Annotated in this window: 18 protein-coding genes and 1 pseudogene; 8 read left to right on the forward strand and 11 right to left on the reverse strand. The window is 71.4% G+C overall.

Annotated elements, in window-relative coordinates; translation table 11 throughout:
• Positions 1-2: 2 nt before the first annotated feature.
• From sufB to argF, 6 genes are all read right to left on the reverse strand, one after another.
• Complete coding sequence (gene sufB, locus AB0L00_RS16525) at positions 3-1,415, reverse strand: Fe-S cluster assembly protein SufB (protein WP_364434202.1); 1,413 nt, start codon at positions 1,413-1,415, stop codon at positions 3-5.
• On the reverse strand, positions 1,412-2,170 hold the full coding sequence (locus tag AB0L00_RS16530) for a metalloregulator ArsR/SmtB family transcription factor (RefSeq protein ID WP_364434205.1): 759 nt from the start codon (positions 2,168-2,170) through the stop codon (positions 1,412-1,414). Before AB0L00_RS16530 ends, sufB begins: the two co-directional genes overlap by 4 nt.
• A gap of 76 nt (positions 2,171-2,246) precedes the next feature.
• Complete coding sequence (locus AB0L00_RS16535) at positions 2,247-2,777, reverse strand: MFS transporter (protein ID WP_364434466.1); 531 nt, start codon at positions 2,775-2,777, stop codon at positions 2,247-2,249.
• A 168-nt stretch (positions 2,778-2,945) separates the two neighbouring features.
• Entirely contained in the window at positions 2,946-3,431 is a 486-nt protein-coding gene (locus AB0L00_RS16540) for an MFS transporter (protein WP_364434469.1), read from the reverse strand.
• Positions 3,349-4,656: an epoxide hydrolase gene (locus AB0L00_RS16545; protein WP_364434208.1), complete on the reverse strand. Its 1,308-nt coding sequence runs from the start codon at positions 4,654-4,656 to the stop codon at positions 3,349-3,351. The genes AB0L00_RS16540 and AB0L00_RS16545 overlap by 83 nt, the downstream gene beginning before the upstream one ends.
• 32 nt (positions 4,657-4,688) lie before the next feature.
• Positions 4,689-5,687, reverse strand: coding sequence for an ornithine carbamoyltransferase (gene argF / locus AB0L00_RS16550; RefSeq protein ID WP_364434472.1), 999 nt, complete (start codon positions 5,685-5,687; stop codon positions 4,689-4,691).
• 119 nt (positions 5,688-5,806) lie between these two features.
• On the opposite strand from argF, the gene AB0L00_RS16555 reads away from it, so the two are divergent.
• The 5 genes from AB0L00_RS16555 to AB0L00_RS16575 all read left to right on the forward strand — a co-directional run bounded on the left by AB0L00_RS16555 (position 5,807) and on the right by AB0L00_RS16575 (position 10,227).
• A complete protein-coding gene (locus AB0L00_RS16555) occupies positions 5,807-6,718 on the forward strand; it encodes an ABC transporter ATP-binding protein (RefSeq protein ID WP_364434211.1) in 912 nt (303 codons plus the stop codon).
• A gap of 47 nt (positions 6,719-6,765) precedes the next feature.
• Positions 6,766-7,482: an ABC transporter permease gene (locus AB0L00_RS16560; RefSeq protein ID WP_364434475.1), complete on the forward strand. Its 717-nt coding sequence runs from the start codon at positions 6,766-6,768 to the stop codon at positions 7,480-7,482.
• Between the two features lie 3 nt (positions 7,483-7,485).
• Positions 7,486-8,427, forward strand: coding sequence for an EamA family transporter (locus AB0L00_RS16565; RefSeq protein WP_364434214.1), 942 nt, complete (start codon positions 7,486-7,488; stop codon positions 8,425-8,427).
• Positions 8,428-8,600: 173 nt separating this feature from the next.
• Positions 8,601-9,182, forward strand: coding sequence for a Uma2 family endonuclease (locus tag AB0L00_RS16570; protein ID WP_364434217.1), 582 nt, complete (start codon positions 8,601-8,603; stop codon positions 9,180-9,182).
• A gap of 37 nt (positions 9,183-9,219) precedes the next feature.
• Positions 9,220-10,227: a COX15/CtaA family protein gene (locus tag AB0L00_RS16575; protein WP_364434220.1), complete on the forward strand. Its 1,008-nt coding sequence runs from the start codon at positions 9,220-9,222 to the stop codon at positions 10,225-10,227.
• Positions 10,228-10,354: 127 nt separating this feature from the next.
• Here the strand turns inward: AB0L00_RS16575 and AB0L00_RS16580 are convergent, their stop codons facing one another.
• The 5 genes and pseudogenes from AB0L00_RS16580 to AB0L00_RS16600 all read right to left on the reverse strand — a co-directional run bounded on the left by AB0L00_RS16580 (position 10,355) and on the right by AB0L00_RS16600 (position 15,779).
• Positions 10,355-11,422, reverse strand: a complete 1,068-nt coding sequence (locus AB0L00_RS16580) for an alpha/beta hydrolase-fold protein (RefSeq protein ID WP_364434223.1) — start codon at positions 11,420-11,422, stop codon at positions 10,355-10,357.
• 192 nt (positions 11,423-11,614) lie between these two features.
• A complete protein-coding gene (gene polX / locus AB0L00_RS16585; RefSeq protein WP_364434226.1) occupies positions 11,615-13,327 on the reverse strand; it encodes a DNA polymerase/3'-5' exonuclease PolX in 1,713 nt (570 codons plus the stop codon).
• Between the two features lie 52 nt (positions 13,328-13,379).
• The gene (gene crtI, locus AB0L00_RS16590) at positions 13,380-14,861 is read right to left on the reverse strand and encodes a phytoene desaturase family protein (protein ID WP_364434229.1); all 1,482 of its coding nucleotides are present in this window, start codon (positions 14,859-14,861) and stop codon (positions 13,380-13,382) included.
• Between the two features lie 117 nt (positions 14,862-14,978).
• A pseudogene (locus AB0L00_RS16595) lies at positions 14,979-15,107 on the reverse strand (hemin transporter); the annotation flags it as partial.
• A 54-nt stretch (positions 15,108-15,161) separates the two neighbouring features.
• Complete coding sequence (locus AB0L00_RS16600; RefSeq protein WP_345347191.1) at positions 15,162-15,779, reverse strand: GntR family transcriptional regulator; 618 nt, start codon at positions 15,777-15,779, stop codon at positions 15,162-15,164.
• A 144-nt stretch (positions 15,780-15,923) separates the two neighbouring features.
• Between AB0L00_RS16600 and pdhA the strand changes: the two genes are divergently transcribed.
• From pdhA to AB0L00_RS16615, 3 genes are read left to right on the forward strand one after another with little or no spacing between them, the layout of a single operon-like run.
• A complete protein-coding gene (gene pdhA, locus AB0L00_RS16605; RefSeq protein WP_364434233.1) occupies positions 15,924-16,982 on the forward strand; it encodes a pyruvate dehydrogenase (acetyl-transferring) E1 component subunit alpha in 1,059 nt (352 codons plus the stop codon).
• Between the two features lie 10 nt (positions 16,983-16,992).
• On the forward strand, positions 16,993-17,979 hold the full coding sequence (locus AB0L00_RS16610) for an alpha-ketoacid dehydrogenase subunit beta (protein WP_364434236.1): 987 nt from the start codon (positions 16,993-16,995) through the stop codon (positions 17,977-17,979).
• Positions 17,980-17,987: 8 nt separating this feature from the next.
• Positions 17,988-19,268 (forward strand): dihydrolipoamide acetyltransferase family protein, encoded by a 1,281-nt coding sequence (locus tag AB0L00_RS16615; protein ID WP_364434239.1) that lies wholly within the window; start codon positions 17,988-17,990, stop codon positions 19,266-19,268.
• The last annotated feature ends 100 nt before the right edge of the window (positions 19,269-19,368 follow it).

A 19,368-nucleotide genomic window follows, 5' to 3' on the forward strand; every position in this document is an offset into this window, starting at 1 on the left:
GATCAGCCCACCGCTCCTTCCATCTGCAGCTCGATCAGGCGGTTCAGCTCGAGCGCGTACTCCATCGGCAGCTCGCGCGCGATCGGCTCGACGAAGCCGCGCACGATCATCGCCATCGCCTCGTCCTCGGTGAGGCCGCGGCTCATGAGGTAGAACAGCTGGTTCTCCGAGACCTTCGAGACGGTGGCCTCGTGGCCCATCTCGACGTCGTCCTCGCGGACGTCGACGTACGGGTAGGTGTCGGAACGGCTGATCTGGTCGACCAGCAGCGCGTCGCACTTGACGGTCGACTTGGAGTGCTCGGCGCCCTCCTGCACCTGGACCAGGCCGCGGTAGCTCGTACGGCCGCCGCCGCGCGCCACGGACTTGGAGATGATGGTCGAGGAGGTGTTGGGCGCGGCGTGCACCATCTTGGCGCCCGCGTCCTGGTGCTGGCCCTCGCCGGCGAAGGCGATGGACAGCGTCTCACCCTTGGCGTGCTCGCCCATGAGGTAGACCGCCGGGTACTTCATCGTCACCTTGGAGCCGATGTTGCCGTCGATCCACTCCATCGTGCCGCCCTCGTAGCAGACGGCGCGCTTGGTCACGAGGTTGTAGACGTTGTTCGACCAGTTCTGGATGGTCGTGTAGCGGCAGCGGGCGTTCTTCTTCACGACGATCTCGACGACCGCGGAGTGCAGCGAGTCGGACTTGTAGATCGGCGCGGTGCAGCCCTCGACGTAGTGGACGTACGCGCCCTCGTCGACGATGATCAGCGTCCGCTCGAACTGGCCCATGTTCTCGGTGTTGATCCGGAAGTAGGCCTGCAGGGGGATCTCGACGTGCACGCCCGGCGGCACGTAGATGAACGACCCGCCCGACCACACCGCCGAGTTGAGCGCGGCGAACTTGTTGTCGCCGACCGGGATCACGGAGCCGAAGTACTCCTGGAAGATCTCCGGGTGCTCCCGCAGGCCGGTGTCGGTGTCGAGGAAAATGACACCCTGCTTCTCCAGGTCCTCGCGGATCTGGTGGTAGACGACCTCGGACTCGTACTGGGCGGCGACGCCGGCGATCAGACGCTGCTTCTCCGCCTCGGGGATGCCGAGCTTGTCGTAGGTGTTCTTGATGTCGGCCGGGAGCTCGTCCCACGACGCGGCCTGCTTCTCCGTCGATCGGACGAAGTACTTGATGTTGTCGAAGTCGATGTCGGAGAGGTCGGCGCCCCACGTCGGCATCGGCTTCTTGCCGAAAAGACGCAGGCCCTTCAGGCGAAGGTCGAGCATCCAGTCGGGCTCGTTCTTCTTCCCCGAGATGTCGCGGACGACCTCGTCGGACAGCCCGCGACGGGCCGAGGCGCCGGCCACGTCGGGGTCGGCCCAGCCGAACTTGTACTTGCCGAGCCCCTCGAGCTCGGGGTGGGCTGCCGTGGTCATACGGAGGTGCCTCCGGACTCCTGCTTGTCGTTCTTGTCGGGTTTTTCGGTCAGTTCACGTGACGTCACGTGGGTCGTGCATATTCCATCGCCGTGCGCGATCGTGGCCAGCCGCTGGACGGGAACGCCGAGCAGCCGCCCGAACGCCGCGGTCTCCGCCTCGCACAGCTGCGGGAACCGGGCCGCGACGTGCGCGACCGGGCAGTGGTGCTGGCAGAGCTGCTGCCCGCCCGCCGGAGCGGTGCTGGCCGAGGCGGCATAGCCGTCCGCGGACAGCGCCTCGGCCAAAGCCCGCACCCGCTGCTGCGGCGCGACGGCCCGGATCGACGCGCCGTAGCGCGCCTCCAGGTCGCCCACCTGACGGAGGGCGAACTCCGCGACGGCCTCCTCGCCGAGCTTGTCGGCCAGGAACCGCAGCGCGTTGGCCGCGAGGTCGTCGTAGGCGTGCACGAAGGCGCTGCGCCCGGCGTCGGTGATCGCGAACAGCTTCGCCGGACGGCCGCGCCCGCGCCTCGACTGCGGACGGCTCCGCCGCTCCTCGATCATCCCCTCGGCGAGGAGGGTCTCGAGGTGGCGGCGCACGGCGGCGGGCGTGAGCCCGAGCCGCTGTCCGAGCGCCGAGGCGCTGATGGGACCATATTCAAGAATCAGGCGTGCCACCCGGGCGCGCGTGGTGCGCTCCGCGTGGTTCGGACCGAGCGCGGGCACGCCGGCGGCCGCCGGGTCGCTGCTCGTCGTCTCGGTCACGTTTTTCACAACATCAGTGTGGCCTAATTCCTTCCCCCAAGACAAACCGACTCCGGTTATCTGGCTCACTTAGGTGTGCCTTGCCTCACCTGCGCGGACGGCTCCGTACGAAGATCGCCACGACGAGGGCCCCGGCGAGGAACGCCGCGCCCGCGCCCGCCATCGGCGCGGCCAGGCGACCCCCGGCCCCGAGCGTGCCGAGCAGCGCGACGCCGACCGTGCTCCCCACCTGCCGGGCCGCGTTGACCGCCCCGGAGGCGACGCCGGCCCGCTCCGGCGGCGCGGCCCCGACGACGGTGGTCGTGGCGGCCGGCATCGTGAACGCCATCCCGAAGCCCGCCGCCATCAGCGGGACCATGAGCAGGACGTACGGCGTGCCACGGCCGACGGCCATCAGCGCGAACAGTCCGGCCGCCCCCGTGACCAGGCCGATCAGCATGGTCGGCCGGGTGCCGGACCGGCCCGTCATCCGCCCGGACAGGAACGAGGCCAGCGACACCAGGATGCCCTCGGGCGCCAGCGCCAGGCCGGCCAGCGTCGGGCTCATCCGCCGTACGTCCTGGAAGAACAGGCTGACGACGAACAGCTGGCCGTAGAAGCCGAGGTTGATCAGCAGGCCCTCCGGAGAACGCCGAGCTCCGGAAGAGGCCGAGCGGCAGCATCGGGTCGGCCGAACGGCGCTCCACCGCCACGAACGCCGCGGCGGACAGCGCCGCGACCGCCAGGCCGCCGAGCACGATGGGCGAGACCCAGCCGCGGGTACGCGCCTGGATCAGCGCGAACGTCAGCAGGCCCAGCGCGGCCACCGCCGCGGCCTGCGCCGGTCGAGGCCCCGCCGCCCGTGCCCCTCGGGGCGTACGACGTACCGGACGGTGAGCAGCAGGGCGGCCACGCCGATCGGCACGTTGACGAAGAAGACCAGGCGCCAGCTCGCCGCGTCGGTCAGCACCCCGCCGACCACCGGGCCGAAGGCGGCCGCGATCCCCGCCACCCCGCCCCACACGCCGACGGCGCGGGCCTGCGCCCGGGGGTCGGGGTGCGCCGCCTGCAGCAGCGCCAGCGAGGACGGGACGAGGACGGCGGCCGCGGCGCGCTGGACCAGCCGGGCCACGACCAGGGCGCCCGCGGTCGGCGCCAGCCCGCAGGCCGCCGAGGCGACGGTGAAGAGCGTCAGGCCGGGGCGGCGTCTAGCGGCGGTCCCGGAACGTACGCCGCAGGTCGTCGACCCACTCGCCGGGGAGCTCCCAGGGGATGAAGTGACCGCCGTGATCGTGGGCGGTGAGGTTGACGTGGTTGTACCAGGGGCCGCGATCGCTGTTCACGAAGTGCTCGACCCGGCGGTCGGTGCTCACGCCGGGCGGGTTCTCGTAGCCGACGAAGGTGATGCCGGTGGGCGCCTCGATGGGCGGTTGCCGGTCGTGGGACGGGGTCCACGGGTAGCGGTTGTTGTTGGCGTAGGTGCGGATCGACGTGCCGATCGAGTTCGTCACCCAGAAGATCATGGCGTGGGTGAGCAGGTCGTCCTTGGAGAAGACGGTCTCGATGTCGCCGCCGTTGTCGCTCCAGGTCATCCAGCGTTCGAGGATCCAGGCGAGCATTCCGGCGGGTGAGTCCGACAGCCCGTACGCGAGCGTGCTCGGGGCGAGGACGTGCGCGGCGAGGTGGACGGCGAAACGCTTCTCGAACGCGACGAGTTGCGCGCGGACGTCGGCGGGCAGGCCGTCGGGGATGGGGCGGCCGCCGCTGAGGTCCCAGCCCCGGTCGCCGTTGAACAGCGTGAGCTTCTGGCCGGAGCCGATGTGGATGCCGTACAACTCGGCCGCGTACTTGTGCCCGAGCTGGCCGGTGACCATTGCCCCGACGTCGCAGCCCCCGGCGGCGTACCGGTCGTGGCCGAGGACCCGGGTCATGAGGACGTGCCAGAGGTCGGCGACCTTCCAGAAGTTCATGTCCGGGTGGTCCGGCAGCGGGCCGGAGAAGCCGAACCCGGGGAACGAGGGGACGATGACGTCGAACGCCTCGGCCGGGTCGCCGCCGTACGCGCCGGGGTCGGCGAGGGGGTCGACCACCTTCGACCAGTGCCAGAACGTCCAGGGCCAGCCGTGCGTGAGGATCAGCGGCGTCGGGTCCGGGCCGACGCCGGGCCGGCGCATGAAGTGCACCGGGACGCCCTCGACCTCGACGCGGTAGTGCTCATAGGCGTTGATCGCGGCCTCGGCCCGGCGCCAGTCGAAGCCGGTGCGCCAGTAGTCGACGAGCTCCTGCAGGTAGGCGCGGTCCACGCCGTAGTACCGGTCCTCGTTGCCCGCGTCGAGCGGCCAGCGCGTCAGCTCGAGACGGTACCGGAGGTCGGCGAGCACGTCGTCGGGCACGTGGATCGGTGCCGGTTCCAGCGGGAACGGGCGCGGTCCGGCGGGGCGGAGGTCAGTGGTCTCGTGGCTCATCGGGGTCCCCTGGAGCCGCTGCGCGGCGGTCGGCGTGATGCTGTGCGCCACGGACAATATCAGTTGCTTATATAAATCCCTGATTAACCTGCCTCGGCGAGGGTGGCCACGAGGACGGCCTTGATGGTGTGCAGGCGGTTCTCGGCCTGGTCGAACACGATCGACGCCTCCGACTCGAAGACCTCGTCGGTGACCTCCAGTTCCTCCAGGCCGAACTGCGCGTAGATCTCCTCGCCGACCGTCGTCGCCCGGTCATGGAAGGCCGGCAGGCAGTGCATGAACCGCACCGACGGGTTCCCCGTCGCGGCGAGCACCTTGGCGTTGACCTGGTACGGCGTGAGCAACGCGATGCGCTCGGCCCAGACCTCCTTGGGCTCGCCCATCGACACCCACACGTCCGTGTGCAGGAAGTCGGCGCCGCGGACGCCCTCGCCGACGTCGTCCGTCAGCGTGATCCGGGCCCCGCTGCGCTCGGCCAGGTCACGGGCGGCCGCCCGCACGTCGGCGGACGGCAGCAGGCCGTCGGGCGCGACAAGGCGGACGTCCATGCCGAGCAGCGCCCCCATGATGAGAAGGGAGTTGCCCATGTTGTTGCGCGCGTCGCCAAGGTAGGCGAAGGCGATCTCCTCGATCGGCTTGGCCGCGGACTCCGCCATGGTGAACGCGTCGCACAGGCTCTGCGTCGGGTGCCACTCGTCGGTGAGACCGTTCCAGACCGGGACCCCGGCGTACGCGGCGAGGGTCTCGACGTCCTTCTGACGCCGGCCGCGGTACTGGATGCCGTCGAACATCCGGCCCAGCACCCGCGCGGTGTCCTTCACCGACTCCTTGTGCCCGATCTGCGAGCCGGCCGGGTCGAGGTACGTCACGTGCGCGCCCTGATCGTGCGCCGCCACCTCGAACGCGCTGCGCGTGCGGGTGGACGTCTTCTCGAAGATCAGCGCGATGTTGCGGCCGGTCAGACGGGGCCGCTCGGTGCCCGCCCGCCGGGCCGCCTTCAGCTCGCCGGCCAGGTCGACGAGCGAACGGAACTCCTCGGCGGTGAAGTCGAGCTCCTTGCAGAAGCTCCGGCCGCGCAGCATGTGACCTCCCAGAGACATGGGCAAGACTGTATCGCCATGCGCTCGACTGAATCAATATTCAGATCGATGGTCAGGGGTGCCCGCCTCCCTCGCGGGCGGTTCCTCCTAGACTCGGGTCCATGGAGCCCCTCGCCGTCGCAGTCAATGACCTGGTCAAACGCTACGGCATGACGGCCGCGGCCGACGGCCTCTCCTTCGGCGCCCGATACGGCGAGGTCACGGCCCTGCTCGGGCCGAACGGAGCGGGCAAGACGACCACCGTCGAGATCTGCGAGGGCTACCGGCGCGCGGACTCCGGCAGCGTGCGCGTGCTCGGCCGCGATCCCCGGGACCCCGGGCTCAAGACGCGCATCGGCGTGATGCTGCAGTCGGGGGGTGTGCCGACGAACGCCCGCGCCGCCGAGTTCCTGCGCCTGATCGCGAGCTTCTACGCCACTCCCCTGGACCCCGCCGCGCTGCTCGACCGTCTCGGGCTGACCTCCTCGGCCCGGACCTCGTACCGCCGCCTGTCCGGCGGCCAGCAGCAGCGGCTGGCCCTCGCCGCCGCGGTGGTCGGCCGCCCCGAGCTGGTGTTCCTCGACGAACCGACCGCCGGCCTCGACCCGCAGGCCCGCCACGCGACTTGGGAGCTCGTCGAGGACCTGAAGGCCGCCGGCGTCGCGGTCATCCTCACCACCCACCACATGGACGAGGCCGAACGGCTCGCCGACGAGGTCGTCATCGTCGACCACGGCCGGGTCATCGCCTCGGGCCCGCCGTCCTCGCTGACCGGCGCCGAACGCCAGCTGCGCTTCCGCGCCCGTCCCGGGCTCGGCCTGGACGAGCTGCTGTCCGCGCTGCCGCCCGCGACGATCGCCAAGGAGTCCCCGGCCGGCCACTACGTCATCGAGGGCGACCTCGTCCCCGAGCTGCTGGCCACCGTGACCGCCTGGTGCGCCTCCAACGGCATCATGACCGAGGACCTGCGGATCGAACGCCGGACCCTCGAAGACGTCTTCCTCGAACTGACCGGACGGGAGCTCCGCTCGTGACGGACCTGACCTTCACCCCCTCGCCCGGTGCGGCGCCGAGGTCCCAAATGGTCCGGGCGCAGACGGCGTACGAACTGCGCACACTGCTGCGCAACGGCGAGCAGCTGCTGCTGATTCTGATCATCCCCGTCGCGCTGCTGCTCTTGTTCAGCAGCGCGCCGCTGCTCGACCTGGGCGCGGGACGGCGTGTCGACTTCCTCACGCCGGGCGTGCTGGCGCTGGCCGTGATGTCCACGGCGTTCACCGGGCAGGCCATCGGCACCGGGTTCGAGCGCCGGTACGGCGTGCTCAAGCGCCTCGGCGCGACACCGCTCCCCCGGTCCGGGCTGATCATCGCCAAGACGCTCACCGTGCTGGCCGTCGAGGTCCTGCAGGCGCTGGTGATCTGCGTCGTGGCGGTCGCGCTCGGCTGGAGCCCGCACGGGAATCCGGCGACCGTGATCCTCCTGCTGCTCCTGGGAACGGCGGCGTTCAGCGGGTTCGGGCTGCTGATGGCGGGCACCCTGCGCGCCGAGGCGACCCTGGCCGCCGCCAACCTCGTCTACATCCTCCTGCTGGCCCTCGGCGGCGTCATATTCCCGTTGACAAGATTCTCCGGGGGCGTACGGTCGGTCCTCGAACTGCTACCGATCTCCGCGCTCGCCGACGGGCTGCGCCAGGTGCTGCAGCACGGTGCCGGGCTCCCCGCCCGCGATCTGGTGATCCTCGCCGTGTGGGCGGTGCTCGGCCTCGCTCTCGCCGCACGGTTCTTCTCCTGGGAGTGACGCATGGCGCTCGCCGACGCCCCCGGCTCGTATGACGGAGCCGGGTCGGTCCGGTCCCGGCCGACCGGTCTCCGGCTGTCCCTCGGCTCGGTCCCGCCGCCCGCGCTGATCCTGCTGGGCATCGTCTCGGTGCAGGTCGGCGCGGGCCTCGCCAAGAACCTCTTCGGCCAGATCTCGCCGGACGCCATCGTGATGCTGCGCCTGGCCACCTCGGCCATCGTGCTCTCGGTGATGGCCCGCTCCGCGCTGCGCGACCTGCGGCGCCTGCACTCCTGGCGCGACATGGGGGTCGCCGTGCTGTTCGGCCTCACCCTCGCCGGGATGAACTTCAGCTTCTACCAGGCGATGGCCCGCATTCCGCTCGGCGTCGCGGTGACGATCGAGTTCCTGGGACCCCTCACCGTGGCCATCGTCGCGTCCCGGCGCAGGCTGGACCTGGTGTGGGCGGTCCTGGCGCTGGGCGGAGTGGCGATGCTCGCCCACGGCAGCGGCGACGTCTCGCTGGCCGGGGTGGCGTTCGGCCTGCTCGCGGCGGTGGGCTGGGCGGCGTACATCGTGCTGAGCGGCGCGACGGGCAAGCGGTTCTCCGGGTCCACCGGCCTGGCCATCGCGAGCGTCGTCGGCGCGATCGCCATCATGCCCGTCGGGATCGCCACCGGCGGTTCGACGCTGCTCGACCCGAAGATCCTGCTGATCGGGCTCGGCGTCGGACTGCTGTCGTCGGTCATCCCCTACAGCCTGGAGCTCGAGGCGTTGCGGCGCATGCCGGCCCGCGTGTTCGGCATCCTCATGAGCGTCGAGCCCGCGGTCGCCGCCCTGGTCGGCCTCGTCTTCCTCGGCGAGGTCCTGGTGTGGCGCGAGTGGCTGGCGATCGGCTGCGTCATCGCCGCCTGCGTCGGCGCCACCCGCTTCCAGGACTCCCCACCCGAAGCCCCCGAGGCCTGACCGCTCATCCGACCGGTCTGACCGCGACCTGCGGTCGAGTGGTCACCATAGGGGGTCATTCATGTACTCTTCGTATACGCGGCAGCGCTGTGGCGTTCGGCCGGTGACCTGACAGACTGGAGAGGGGTCATGCCATGCCCGACATGGCCACGACATCTCTACCGAGGACTCCGATGATCGCCGTTCCGGACTGGCCGTACGGCCCGTACACCGTCGATGACCTGGACGCGCTGCCTGATGAGGGCGTGCGTCGTGAGCTCGTGAACGGATGGATCATCGTGGCCCCCTGGCCGAGCACCTTCCATGATCACGCGGCGAAGAGGCTGGAACGGGCGCTGGAGGACGCGGCGACCGACGCGGCGACCGACGTGTACATCAAAGGGCCGCTCGACATCGACACCGGACCGTCGATCCGTGTTCCGGACATCGTGGTGGTCGAGGGCGAGGCGGCTCGCGCGGCACGCGCACGCCGCGCTCGGGCGTACGACGCCGCTGACGTGCTCCTGGTCGTGGAGATCGTCTCCCCGCGCAGCGGCAGCGAACAGCACGATCGGGTGGACAAGGTCTTCGAGTACGCGCGAGCCGGGATCCCGCAGTACTGGCTGGTCGACCTGGAGCCGGAGCCGCGCGTTCTGGTCCGCAGGCTCGGCGCGGACGGGAGATATCACGTCACCGGTTCCGCCGATCAAGAATCTGCGCTGAAGACCGACGAGCCGTTCCCCTTCACCTTCGACGTCGCCTCGCTCGTCGAGTGACGGACCCGGATCCCGGGCATGGCGGGGCGCTCGTACGATGAAGGGCGTGCGATCCGACAACCCGCTGGCCCGGCTCCGTGATCTCGTGTGGCGTCCCACGCCCGCCTCCCTGCGCGGGCTGGCCCTCGCGAGCGTCGCGGGCAACGCCCTGATCATGGCGACGGGCGCGGCCGTGCGCGTCAGCGGCTCGGGCCTCGGCTGCCCCACCTGGCCGAAGTGCACCGGCACCAGCCTGGTGCCGACGCACACCCCGCAGCACTCGGCCGTCAACATGGCGATCGAGTTCGGCAACCGGATGCTGACCTTCCTGGTGCTCGCGCTCGGCCTGGCGGTCTTCGTCGCTGCGCTGCGGCTGCGCCCCCGGCGCGGGGACCTGGTGCGGCTGGCCGCGATCCAGCCCCTCAGCGTGGTCGCGCAGGCGATCGTCGGCGGGATCGTCGTGCTCACCGACCTGCACCCGGTCTCGGTGACCGTGCACTTCCTGCTGTCGCCGGCCATCCTCGCGGCGGCCGTGGTGCTGTGGGTGCGTGCGAGCGAGGGCGACGAACGCGCCCGGCCCCTCGTCCGGCAGGAGCTGGTCTGGCTGGGCCGCGCCCTGACCGGCGTGGTCTTCCTGCTCCTCGTGGCGGGCACCGTCGTGACCGGCACCGGGCCGCACGCCGGGGATCCCAAGGCCCGGCGCTATGACTTCCAGATCGAGCAGGTCGCCCAGCTCCACGCGGACATCGTCTGGGCCACGGTCGGGCTGACCTTCGCACTGCTGCTGGGCCTGCGGCTGACCAACGCCCCGAAGCACGTCCAGCGGCGCGCGGTGGAGCTCCTGGTGGTGGAGCTGGCGCAGGGCGTCATCGGCTACGTGCAGTACTTCACCAACGTCCCCGGCGCACTCGTCGTCGCCCACGTGCTGGGCGCGGCCCTGGTGTGGATCGCCACCCTCCGGGTCCTGTTCGCCCTCCGCGACCGTGGCGGCATGCCGGCGCCCTCGGCCGCCGAGCCCGCAGCGGCGACCCGCGACACCGCCCCGGCCGCCTCCCTCGGCGGCTGATCCGCCGCCCGCTCCTGGGCGCGCACAGCGCTCGGCGATCGTGGGTTCGCGCCCGGTTCCGGGCGGAACGTCCGGCTGCTGCGGGCTCTTCGCCGAGCGTTCGGTCCGGCCGGCCGCCGCTCGGTGGTCAGGCCGCGTGGGTGAGCTTGGTGGTGAGCCACTGGAAGCACTTGGGGAGCATGGCCGTCCAGACGCCGGTGTTGTGGCCGCCGCGCGGCACGACGTACGTGTAGACGATCGAGGGCGCGCGGGCCGCCTGGACCATGGAGTTCACCGCCGTCGTGGTGCCCGGGTCCTGCTTGCTCGCGGTCAGCAGCAGGTCCACGGCCGGGCGCCTGGTCCGCAGCAGCGCGGGGACGTCGGCGCCCGGGAGCCTGGCCAGCGCCGGGCTGTAGGCGGTGAAGTAACCGGAGAGGCTGACCCCCGCCCGGAACAGATGGGAGTGCTCCGTGGCGAGCTTCGCGGCGCAGTAGCCGCCCGTCGAGTAGCCCATCGTCCCCCAGGCGTCACGACCGGGCAGGGCGCGAAAGTTCTCGGTGACGATGCGCCGGACGTCGTCGGTGAGCCACGTGGCGACCTTGGGGCCGCCCGGCACGTCGGTGCACTCGGTGTCGCGGCCCGGCACGACGGTGATGGTGGGCGCGACGAGGATGTAGGGCTGAGCGGCGCCCTGCTTCATCGCCTCCTGCAGCTTCTTCGGCCCCTGCATCGTGTGGAACCAGGTGATCGGGGTTCCGGGGAAGCCGGGGAACAGCTCGACGACCGGGAACCGCTGCTGCGGGTGCCGGTGGTACTGCGGTGGCAGCCACACCCAGATCTTGCTGCGGATACCCGACTTGGCGCCGACCAGGTCGGCCGAGAGCGCCCGATCGGATCGGTCGGGCCGGAAGTCGTTGCGCAGCCGCTTGGAGAGCCCGCGGGCGAGTGGCTGCGATCCGCCGTTCTGCTGCTGGATGGGCGCGTCCGCGCCGTTCTGGCCGAGCAGGTCGTTCCAGGACGCGAAGAACTGGAAGTGGTCGTTGAGGCCGACGCCGGCCAGGAGGACCGCCGTGACCTGGCAGACCAGGATGAGCGCCGCCCTGATCGGCAGGACGGTCGTGCCCCGCGCTCGTCCCCACAGCAGCACGCAGCCGACCGGCGCGGCCAGTGCCAGCAGGATCGACAGGACGAGCAGCGGCCAGCCCAGCAAACTCAACCGTGGCCTCCCCGAAGGCGTTCGAACTGAGCGTCACCGCAATGGCACCTGAACGGTGGCTCAACGCGCTGCGGTCGCGGGCCGATCGTAGAGGGGCGGGGGTTCTCTCCGGCTTGAGCGAAGGTGTCGGCCGCGTGTACTCCGCATTCACCTGACGTGAAGGTGCCACACCATCGCCGGTGCGCTCGGGGTTCAGTCGCCTCGGAGGTAGGCGCGCAGGCGGTCGAGCGGCCAGGTGTTGACGACGTCGTCCGGGGTGAGCCAGCCACGCTGGGCGGTGCCGACGGCGTACCGGAGGTTGTCGAAGTGTCCCGGGGCGTGCGCGTCGCTGTCGATCGCGAACTTCACGCCGTGCCGCCGGGCGTGCCGGATCAGGTCGGCGGGCAGGTCGAGCCGGTCGGGGAAGGCGTCGATCTCCAGGATCGTCCGGGATCGCGCGCACGCTGCGAACACGGCCTCCCAGTCGGCGTCGACGGAGGCGCGGCGGCCGATGCTGCGGGCGGTGGGGTGACCGATGATGTGCACGTGCGGGTTCTCGACCGCGCGGACGAGCCGGCGGGTCATCGCCGCCCGGTCCTGGGTGAAGTGGGAGTGCACGGACGCGACGCACACGTCGAAGCCCGCGAGGAACTCGGCCGGCCAGTCCACCTCGCCATCGGGGTCGATGTTCAGCTCGGTGCCGTGCAGCAGCGCCATGTCCGGGTACCGCTCCTGCAGGGCGTGGACGGCCTCGCGCTGGGCGAGCATCTTCTCGTCCGTCATGCGCTGCATGAAGAGGTTCGGCGCGTGGTCGGTGATCGCGTAGTACTCGTTGCCGCGCGCGGCCGCGGCGGCGACCATGTCCTCCAGCGAGGCGACGCCGTCGGTCAGGTCGGTGTGGGTGTGCAGGTCACCGCGCAGGTCGGTGAGCTCGACGAGGCGGGGCAGCTCCCCGCGAAGGGCCGCCTCGATCTCGCCCTCGTCCTCGCGCAGGGGCGGCGGGATCCACGGGAGCCCGAGCCGGGCGTAGACGTCCTCCTCGGTGGCGGAGACGATGAGCTCGCCGGTCTCGACCGAGAACAGGCCGTACTCCGAGAGCTTCAGCCCGGCCCGTACGGCGATCTCGCGGGTGCGGACGTTGTGCGCCTTGGACCCGGTGAAGTACTGCAGCGCGGCGCCCCAGGACTCCGGCGGCACGACCCGCAGGTCGACCTGGATCCCCTTGACCGTACGGACGGAGGTCTTCGTCTCGCCGCTGCCGATCACCTCGGTGACGAGCGGCAGCGAGGTGAACGCCGCCATGAGCGGACCGGAGTCGTCGGCGGTGGCGAGGATGTCGATGTCGCCGATGGTCTCGCGGCACCGCCGCAGCGACCCGGCGACCGCGCACCGGCCGGCGAGCGGCGACAGCTCGGCGACGATCTCCGCGGCGAGCTCGGTGGCGACGTCGATGAGCGCCCGCTCCCCCTGGGTCCGCAGCAGCTCGATGCCGTGGAGGATGTTCTCCTCGGTCTTGGCGCCGAAGCCCTTCAGCCCGGTCAGCCGGCCGGCCGGGATCGCCTCGGCGAGTTGCTCGACAGAGGAGATCCCGAGCTCCTCGTAGAGCACCATCGCCTTCTTCGGCCCGAGGGTCGGGATGGCGGTGAGGGCTCGCACCCCGGCGGGGATGCGCTCGCGCAGCGCCTCGAGCTGCCGGATCGTGCCGGTCTGCTGGTAGTCGAGGATCTTCTTGGCGATCGCCTCGCCGACGTTCGGAATCGTGCGCAGCCCCTTCAGGTCGAGCGCCGTGACGTCGTCGGGGTGGCCGCCGATGGCCCGCGCGGCCTTCTCGTAGGCGCGCACCTTGTACGCCGCCTCACCGGTGATCGACAGCAGGTCGGCGAACTCCTGGAACAGAGCCGCGACGTCATCATTAGGGCGCCCCATGGACCCGATGTTAGGCGGGACCCCCGACAAGCGCTCCGGTCCCCGGACACCGCTAGCCGCGCGGGACGGGCCCGGTGACGCGTTCGGCGGCCAACCGGCCGGACACCAGCACCATGGGCACGCCGACCCCCGGCTGCGTTCCCGAACCGACGAACACCACGTTCTCCAGCCGCGGCGCGAGGTTCGCGGGGCGCCATGGCCCCGTCTGACCGACCGTGTGCGCCAGCGCGAACGGGGTGCCGGCCGCCATTCCCGCCGCCGCCCAGTCGGACGGCAGGACGACGTTGCGCACCGTGGTCGCTCCCGACAGGCCGCGGTAGCCGCGTCGCTCCAACGTGTCGATCAGGTGCTCGACATAGCGTGGTCCGGTGCGGCGCCAGTCGATGCCGGCGGTGAGGTTGGGCGCCGGGGCCAGGACGTAGAGGCCCCGCGCTCCGGGCGGTGCCATGGCCGGCTCGGTGATGCTCGGGTTGCACACCAGCAGCGACGGGTCGCTCATCGTACGGCCGTGCCGGGTGATCTCGTCGAACGTCGTACGCCATCGCCGGCCGAAATGAATGTTGTGGTGGGCGAGGTGCGGGTAGCCGGCGGCGACGCCGAGGTGCAGCAGGACGCAGGACGGCGAGTATCGCAGCCGTCTGCGCAGTGGCCGCCCCAGCAACTCGGCGGCGGCCACCGGAAGGTCCGGGTTGAGGACCACCACGTCGGCGGGCAGCCGGGTACCGTCGGCCAGGCATACCGCGCGGGCCCGGCCCTGGACCAGGTCGACGCCGGCGACCTCGTGGTCATAGCGGATGTCGACACCGTGCTTGGCGGCCACGTCGGCGAGCGCCCGGGCGACGGCGTGCATGCCGCCGCGCGGATAGTAGACGCCGGCCACGGTGTCCAGATAGGAGATCAGCGCGTACAGGGCACGGGCCCGGTGCGGCGGTACTCCGGCGTAGAGCGCCTGGAAGGAGAACACCCGCCGGGTGCGCGGATCGGCGAAGAAGGTGCCGATGCGCCGGGACAACCGGCCGAACCCGCCGGAGGCGGTGAGGCGCGCCAGGCTCGGGCCGGCGAGGTCGAGCGGGCCGTCGAGGTTGCGGTCGATGAAGGCGTCCCAGCAGATGTCGTAGAGCCGGCTCGCGTAGTCGACGAACCTGAGGAACCCGTCGGCCTCCCGGAGGCCGCACAGCCGTCCGATCTCGGCGGCGGTGTCCGTCGTGGCGGCCCGCACGTCGAGGGTCGACCCGTCCGGGAAGTGCGCCCGGTAGGCCGGGTCCAGCCGCACGAGGTCAACCCAGTCGGCCGACCGCTCCCCGACCGCCGCCATCGTACGGTCCAGCAGTTCGGGCATCGTCAACACGGTCGGCCCCGTGTCGAACCGGAAGTCGCCGTCCCGGCGTTCACCGCAGCGTCCGCCCGGCGCGCTCGTCCGCTCCAGCACGGTGACATCGCGCCCGGCCGCGACCAGATGGATCGCACAGGCCAGGCCGCCCAGCCCCGCGCCGACGACGATCACCTTGTCCGTCGGTCCGGCAACCGTCCTCATCGCGCCCTCCCGCCCCCCGGATGCGTCCCCCCGCACCGCACCGCGTCACCGGGCGCGGTGCGGTTTTGGCATCGATTTTGGAGTCGGCATGCACCGGCGGTCCCGGCGGCGACGCGGTCAGGCGGCGGTCGCGGGCCCCAGGTCCGGGCCGAACACCTCGTAGTGGATGCGATCCGCCGGAACACCGAGGTCCAGGAGCTGGGACCGGATCGAGCGCATGAAGGGCACCGGGCCGCACAGGTAGGCGCGGGTGTTCTCGGGGATATGCGGCTTCCGGTGTCGGCGACCCGGCCTCTCGCGTCAGGGGGCGTAGCTCATCACGTGGGCGTGGACCATGCGGCCGACGGCGGGGTCGCACCGGCGGAACGCCTCGGTGATGTGGGTGTGCTCGGCGGCCTTGCCGCACAGCTCGGTGCCCCGGCGCCGCAGGGACAGGGCCGTCCACACCTCGATGCCCAGCGACTGCCACACCGACCGCAGCAGGCGGTTGCCGGACGCCTCGACGATCTCGCGGTGGAACGCGATGCTGTGCCGCATCTCCTCGTCCCGGTCGGTGGCGGCGGCCAGGCGCGCGATGTGGGCCTCGAGCGCCTCGACCCGGCCGGCCATCCGGCGCACGGCGAGGTCGGCGGCGGTCTCCTCCAGGCCCGCGCGGACCGGGAAGACCTCCGCGAGGTCCTCGTCTGTGAAATCGCGCACTCTCGCGCCCCGGTTGGGCAGCGTCTCGATCAGGCGGAGCGCCTCGAGATGGCGGAGCGCCTCCCGGACGGGTGCCTGACTGACGCCGAGCTCGGCCGCGATGCGGCGTTCGACGATACGCTCGCCGGGGGCCCAGCGACCCGAGGTGATGCCGTCGATCAGGACCTGGCGGATCTGGTCGCCGAGGCCGGTGCGCACCAGCGGGGCAGACGCGTTCATGTTACTCAATGGTAGCCGCCCCCTACGTGGTAAAACCCTTCTTATCGCTGATCTATGATCGATCATAGATAATCGCCTCCTGATTGTATGGGCGCGACTCATGGGAACCCCATCGAGGCGCCCGGACACGAAGGGAAGACCTCGATGGGTGACACCAAGACGAGGACCCCGGCACGACGGGCCAAGACCCGCGCGGCACAGCCCGAGCCGGAGACGCTGGTCGCGTACTACCGGCAGATGCTGCTGATCCGCAGGTTCGAAGAGCGCGCCGCCCGGGCCTACACCGAGGCCAAGATCGGTGGCTACTGCCACCTGAATCTCGGTGAGGAGGCGACGGTCACCGGGCTGATGGCCGCGCTGGAGCCTCGTGACTACCTGTTCACGAACTACCGGGAGCACGGCTACGCCCTCGCCCGCGGCATCGACGCCCGCCGGGTCATGGCCGAGCTGTACGGCCGGAGCACGGGCGTCTCCAAGGGCTGGGGCGGCTCGATGCACATGTTCGACCTGGAGTCGCGACTGCTCGGCGGGTACGGCATCGTCGGCGGCCAGCTCCCCCTTGCCACGGGCGCGGCGCTCGCCGTGTCCTACAAGGGCGGCGACGAGGTCGTCATGTGCCAGATGGGCGACGGCACGACCAACATCGGCGCGTTCCACGAGTCGCTGAACATGGCCGCCCTCTGGGACCTGCCGGTCGTCTTCGTGGTCGTCAACAACGGCCTGGGCATGGGCACCACGGTCGAGAACTCCTCGGCCGAGCCGGAGCTGTACCGCCGGGCCGCGGCGTACCGCATGGAGGGCGCCCGCGTCGACGGCACCGACGTCGTCGCCGTACGGGAGGCCGCGCGGGCGGCGGTCGAGCGGGCCCGGACCGAGCACAAGCCGTTCCTGCTGGAGACGACGAGCCCGCGCCTGCGCGGCCACTCGGTCGTCGACCCGGCCCGCTACCGCACGGCGGAGGAGAAGGACGCGCTCAAGGCCGCCGACCCGCTCGCCCACTTCGGGCTCGAACTGGAGGAGGCCGGCGTCCTGGACGCGGAGGCGCGCGAGAAGCTGGACGCCGAGGTCAAGGCCGAGGTCGACGACGCGGCCGCGTTCGCCGACGACAGCCCGCACCCGGACGTGTCCACGCTCTTCGACTACACCTACGCCACGCCCGTGCATGGCGAGTCCCGCCGCCTGCCGGCCGACCCGGTCTTCTGAGGAGATTCACATGGCGACCATGACCTACCGCCAGGCCCTCCGGGACACCCTGCGCGACGAGATGCTGCGCGACGAGAACGTCTTCGTCATGGGCGAGGAGATCGGCGTCTTCGAGGGCTCGTACAAGATCACTGAGGGGCTTCTCAAGGAGTTCGGGCCCAAGCGCGTCCGCGACACCCCGATCGCCGAGGAGGGCTTCGTCGGCGCCGCGATCGGCGCGGCCATGCTCGGCCTGCGCCCCGTCGTCGAGATCATGACGATCAACTTCTCGCTGCTCGCGCTGGACCAGATCGTCAACCACGCCGCCAAGATCTACGGCATGTTCGGCGGGCAGTGCAGCGTGCCGATGGTGATCCGCACGCCCGGTGGCGGCGGCCAGCAGCTCGGCGCCACGCACTCGCAGAACGTCGAGCTGTTCTACTCGTTCATCCCGGGTCTGAAGGTCCTCGCGCCCAGCACGCCCGCCGAGGCCTCCTCGATGCTGCGGGCCGCGATCCGCGACGACGACCCGGTGCTGTTCCTGGAGAACCTCGCGCTGTACAACACGCGCGGCGAGGTGCCCGACGACCTGGAGCCCGCCGAGATCGGCCGGGCCGCCGTCACCCGGTCGGGCACCGACGTGACGATCGTCGCCTACTCGCGGATGGCCCACGTCGCCGCCGAGGCGGCCGAGAAGCTGGCCACCGAGGGCATCAACGCCGAGATCGTCGACCTGCGCAGCCTGCGCCCGCTGGACCGCGAGACCGTCGTCGAGTCCGTCCGCCGCACCGGCTGCGCCGTCGTCGCCGAGGACGACTGGCTCACGTACGGCATCGGCGCCGAGATCGCCGCGACGATCCAGGAGGGAGCGTTCGACTGGCTCGACGCCCCGGTGCGCCGGGTCGCGATGGCCGAGGTGCCGCTCCCCTACTCCAAGCCGCTCGAACTGGCCGCCCTGCCGTCGGCCGAGTCGCTCGTCACCGCCGTCCGCGACACCGTACGCGCGACCGGCCGTTAGGAAGATTCATGCCCGAGATCCTCATGCCGCGCCTGTCCGACACCATGGAGGAAGGCGTCATCAGCGCGTGGCACAAGAAGCCCGGCGACAAGGTCACCGCCGGGGAGGCCCTGGTCGACATCGAGACCGACAAGGCCCTCATGGAGTACGAGGCGTACGAGGACGGCGTCCTCGGCGAGATCCTGGTCGCGGAGGGCCAGACCGCGGGCATCGGCACGCCGATCGCGGTCCTGCTGGCCGAAGGCGAGTCCGCGCCCGCGCCCCGGCAGGCCCCCGCCGCGCCGGAGGCCTCCGCCGCCGCGAACGGCCAGGCGGGCGCGCCGCAGCAGACCGCCGCCACGCCGGCCCCCGCCGCGACCGCCACGGCTCCGGCGCAGGACGTCGCCGCCGCCGCGTCGAACGGCGCCCGCTCCCGGCCGCCGTCCTCCCCGCTCGCGCGCAGGCTGGCGCGCGAGAACGACATCGACCTGGCGACGCTCACCGGCTCCGGCCCCGGCGGCCGGATCGTCCGCGCCGACATCGAGGCCGCGCTCAAGAACGCGCCGGCCCCGGCGGTCGCCGCGGCGCCCGCGGCGACCGCGGCTCCCGCCGCGACCGAGGACCCGGACGTCGAGCGGGTGCCGCTCAGCCGGATCCGGAAGGTCACCGCCCGCCGGCTCACCGAGAGCATGCAGACGACGCCGCACTTCTACCTGACGCGGATCGTCGACGTCGGCGCGCTGCTGGCCTTCCGTAAGACGCTGAACGAGTCGCTCGCCCCGGCAAAGGTGAGCGTCAACGACCTCATCGTCAAGGCGTGCGCGACGGCTCTGCGGGCGAACCCGGTGCTGAACGTGTCGTTCACCGAGGACAACCTCCTCGTGCACAAGCGGGTGAACGTCGGCGTCGCCGTGGCGCTGGAGGACGGCCTCGTCGTCCCGGTGATCCGGGACGCCGACCGTAAGACCGTGTCGCAGATCGGCACGGAGACCCGCGAGCTGGCCGGGCGGGCGCGCGAGCAGCGCCTCACCCCGCAGGAGATGTCCGGCGGCACGTTCACCGTCAGCAACCTCGGGATGTTCGGCGTCGACTCCTTCACCGCGGTCATCAACCCGCCGGAGGCGGGGATCCTCGCCGTCGGCGCGACCCGCAAGGACGTCGTGGTCGGCGACGACGGGGAGTTCGTCGCCCGCGACCGGCTCACGCTGACGCTGTCCGTCGACCACCGCGCCTGCGACGGCGCGACCGGCGCCAAGTTCCTCGGCGAGCTGGCCGAACTGCTGGAGAACCCGCTCCGCATCATCGCCTGACCAGAGCGAGGTCACCCCTCCACGGTCGCCGTGGAAGGGTGCCCCTCCGGCAGGACAGAGTGCCCGCTGCCCGGCCGGAACGACACGACGACGCCCCGTC

This window comes from Actinoallomurus sp. NPDC052308, assembly GCF_040679195.1.
Lineage (GTDB): Bacteria > Actinomycetota > Actinomycetes > Streptosporangiales > Streptosporangiaceae > Actinoallomurus > Actinoallomurus liliacearum.

What these genes read in the sequence shown, in the direction of transcription:
- AB0L00_RS16600 (WP_345347191.1), bottom strand. Translation starts at nt 15,779, where the DNA reads ATGAACGCGTCTGCCCCGCTGGTGCGCACCGGCCTCGGCGACCAGATC.
- AB0L00_RS16555 (WP_364434211.1), top strand. Translation starts at nt 5,807, where the DNA reads ATGGAGCCCCTCGCCGTCGCAGTCAATGACCTGGTCAAACGCTACGGC.
- argF (WP_364434472.1), bottom strand. Translation starts at nt 5,687, where the DNA reads ATGCTGCGCGGCCGGAGCTTCTGCAAGGAGCTCGACTTCACCGCCGAG.
- pdhA (WP_364434233.1), top strand. Translation starts at nt 15,924, where the DNA reads ATGGGTGACACCAAGACGAGGACCCCGGCACGACGGGCCAAGACCCGC.
- AB0L00_RS16615 (WP_364434239.1), top strand. Translation starts at nt 17,988, where the DNA reads ATGCCCGAGATCCTCATGCCGCGCCTGTCCGACACCATGGAGGAAGGC.
- AB0L00_RS16610 (WP_364434236.1), top strand. Translation starts at nt 16,993, where the DNA reads ATGGCGACCATGACCTACCGCCAGGCCCTCCGGGACACCCTGCGCGAC.
- AB0L00_RS16570 (WP_364434217.1), top strand. Translation starts at nt 8,601, where the DNA reads ATGATCGCCGTTCCGGACTGGCCGTACGGCCCGTACACCGTCGATGAC.
- AB0L00_RS16560 (WP_364434475.1), top strand. Translation starts at nt 6,766, where the DNA reads ATGGTCCGGGCGCAGACGGCGTACGAACTGCGCACACTGCTGCGCAAC.
- AB0L00_RS16575 (WP_364434220.1), top strand. Translation starts at nt 9,220, where the DNA reads ATGAAGGGCGTGCGATCCGACAACCCGCTGGCCCGGCTCCGTGATCTC.
- polX (WP_364434226.1), bottom strand. Translation starts at nt 13,327, where the DNA reads ATGGGGCGCCCTAATGATGACGTCGCGGCTCTGTTCCAGGAGTTCGCC.
- crtI (WP_364434229.1), bottom strand. Translation starts at nt 14,861, where the DNA reads ATGAGGACGGTTGCCGGACCGACGGACAAGGTGATCGTCGTCGGCGCG.
- sufB (WP_364434202.1), bottom strand. Translation starts at nt 1,415, where the DNA reads ATGACCACGGCAGCCCACCCCGAGCTCGAGGGGCTCGGCAAGTACAAG.
- AB0L00_RS16565 (WP_364434214.1), top strand. Translation starts at nt 7,486, where the DNA reads ATGGCGCTCGCCGACGCCCCCGGCTCGTATGACGGAGCCGGGTCGGTC.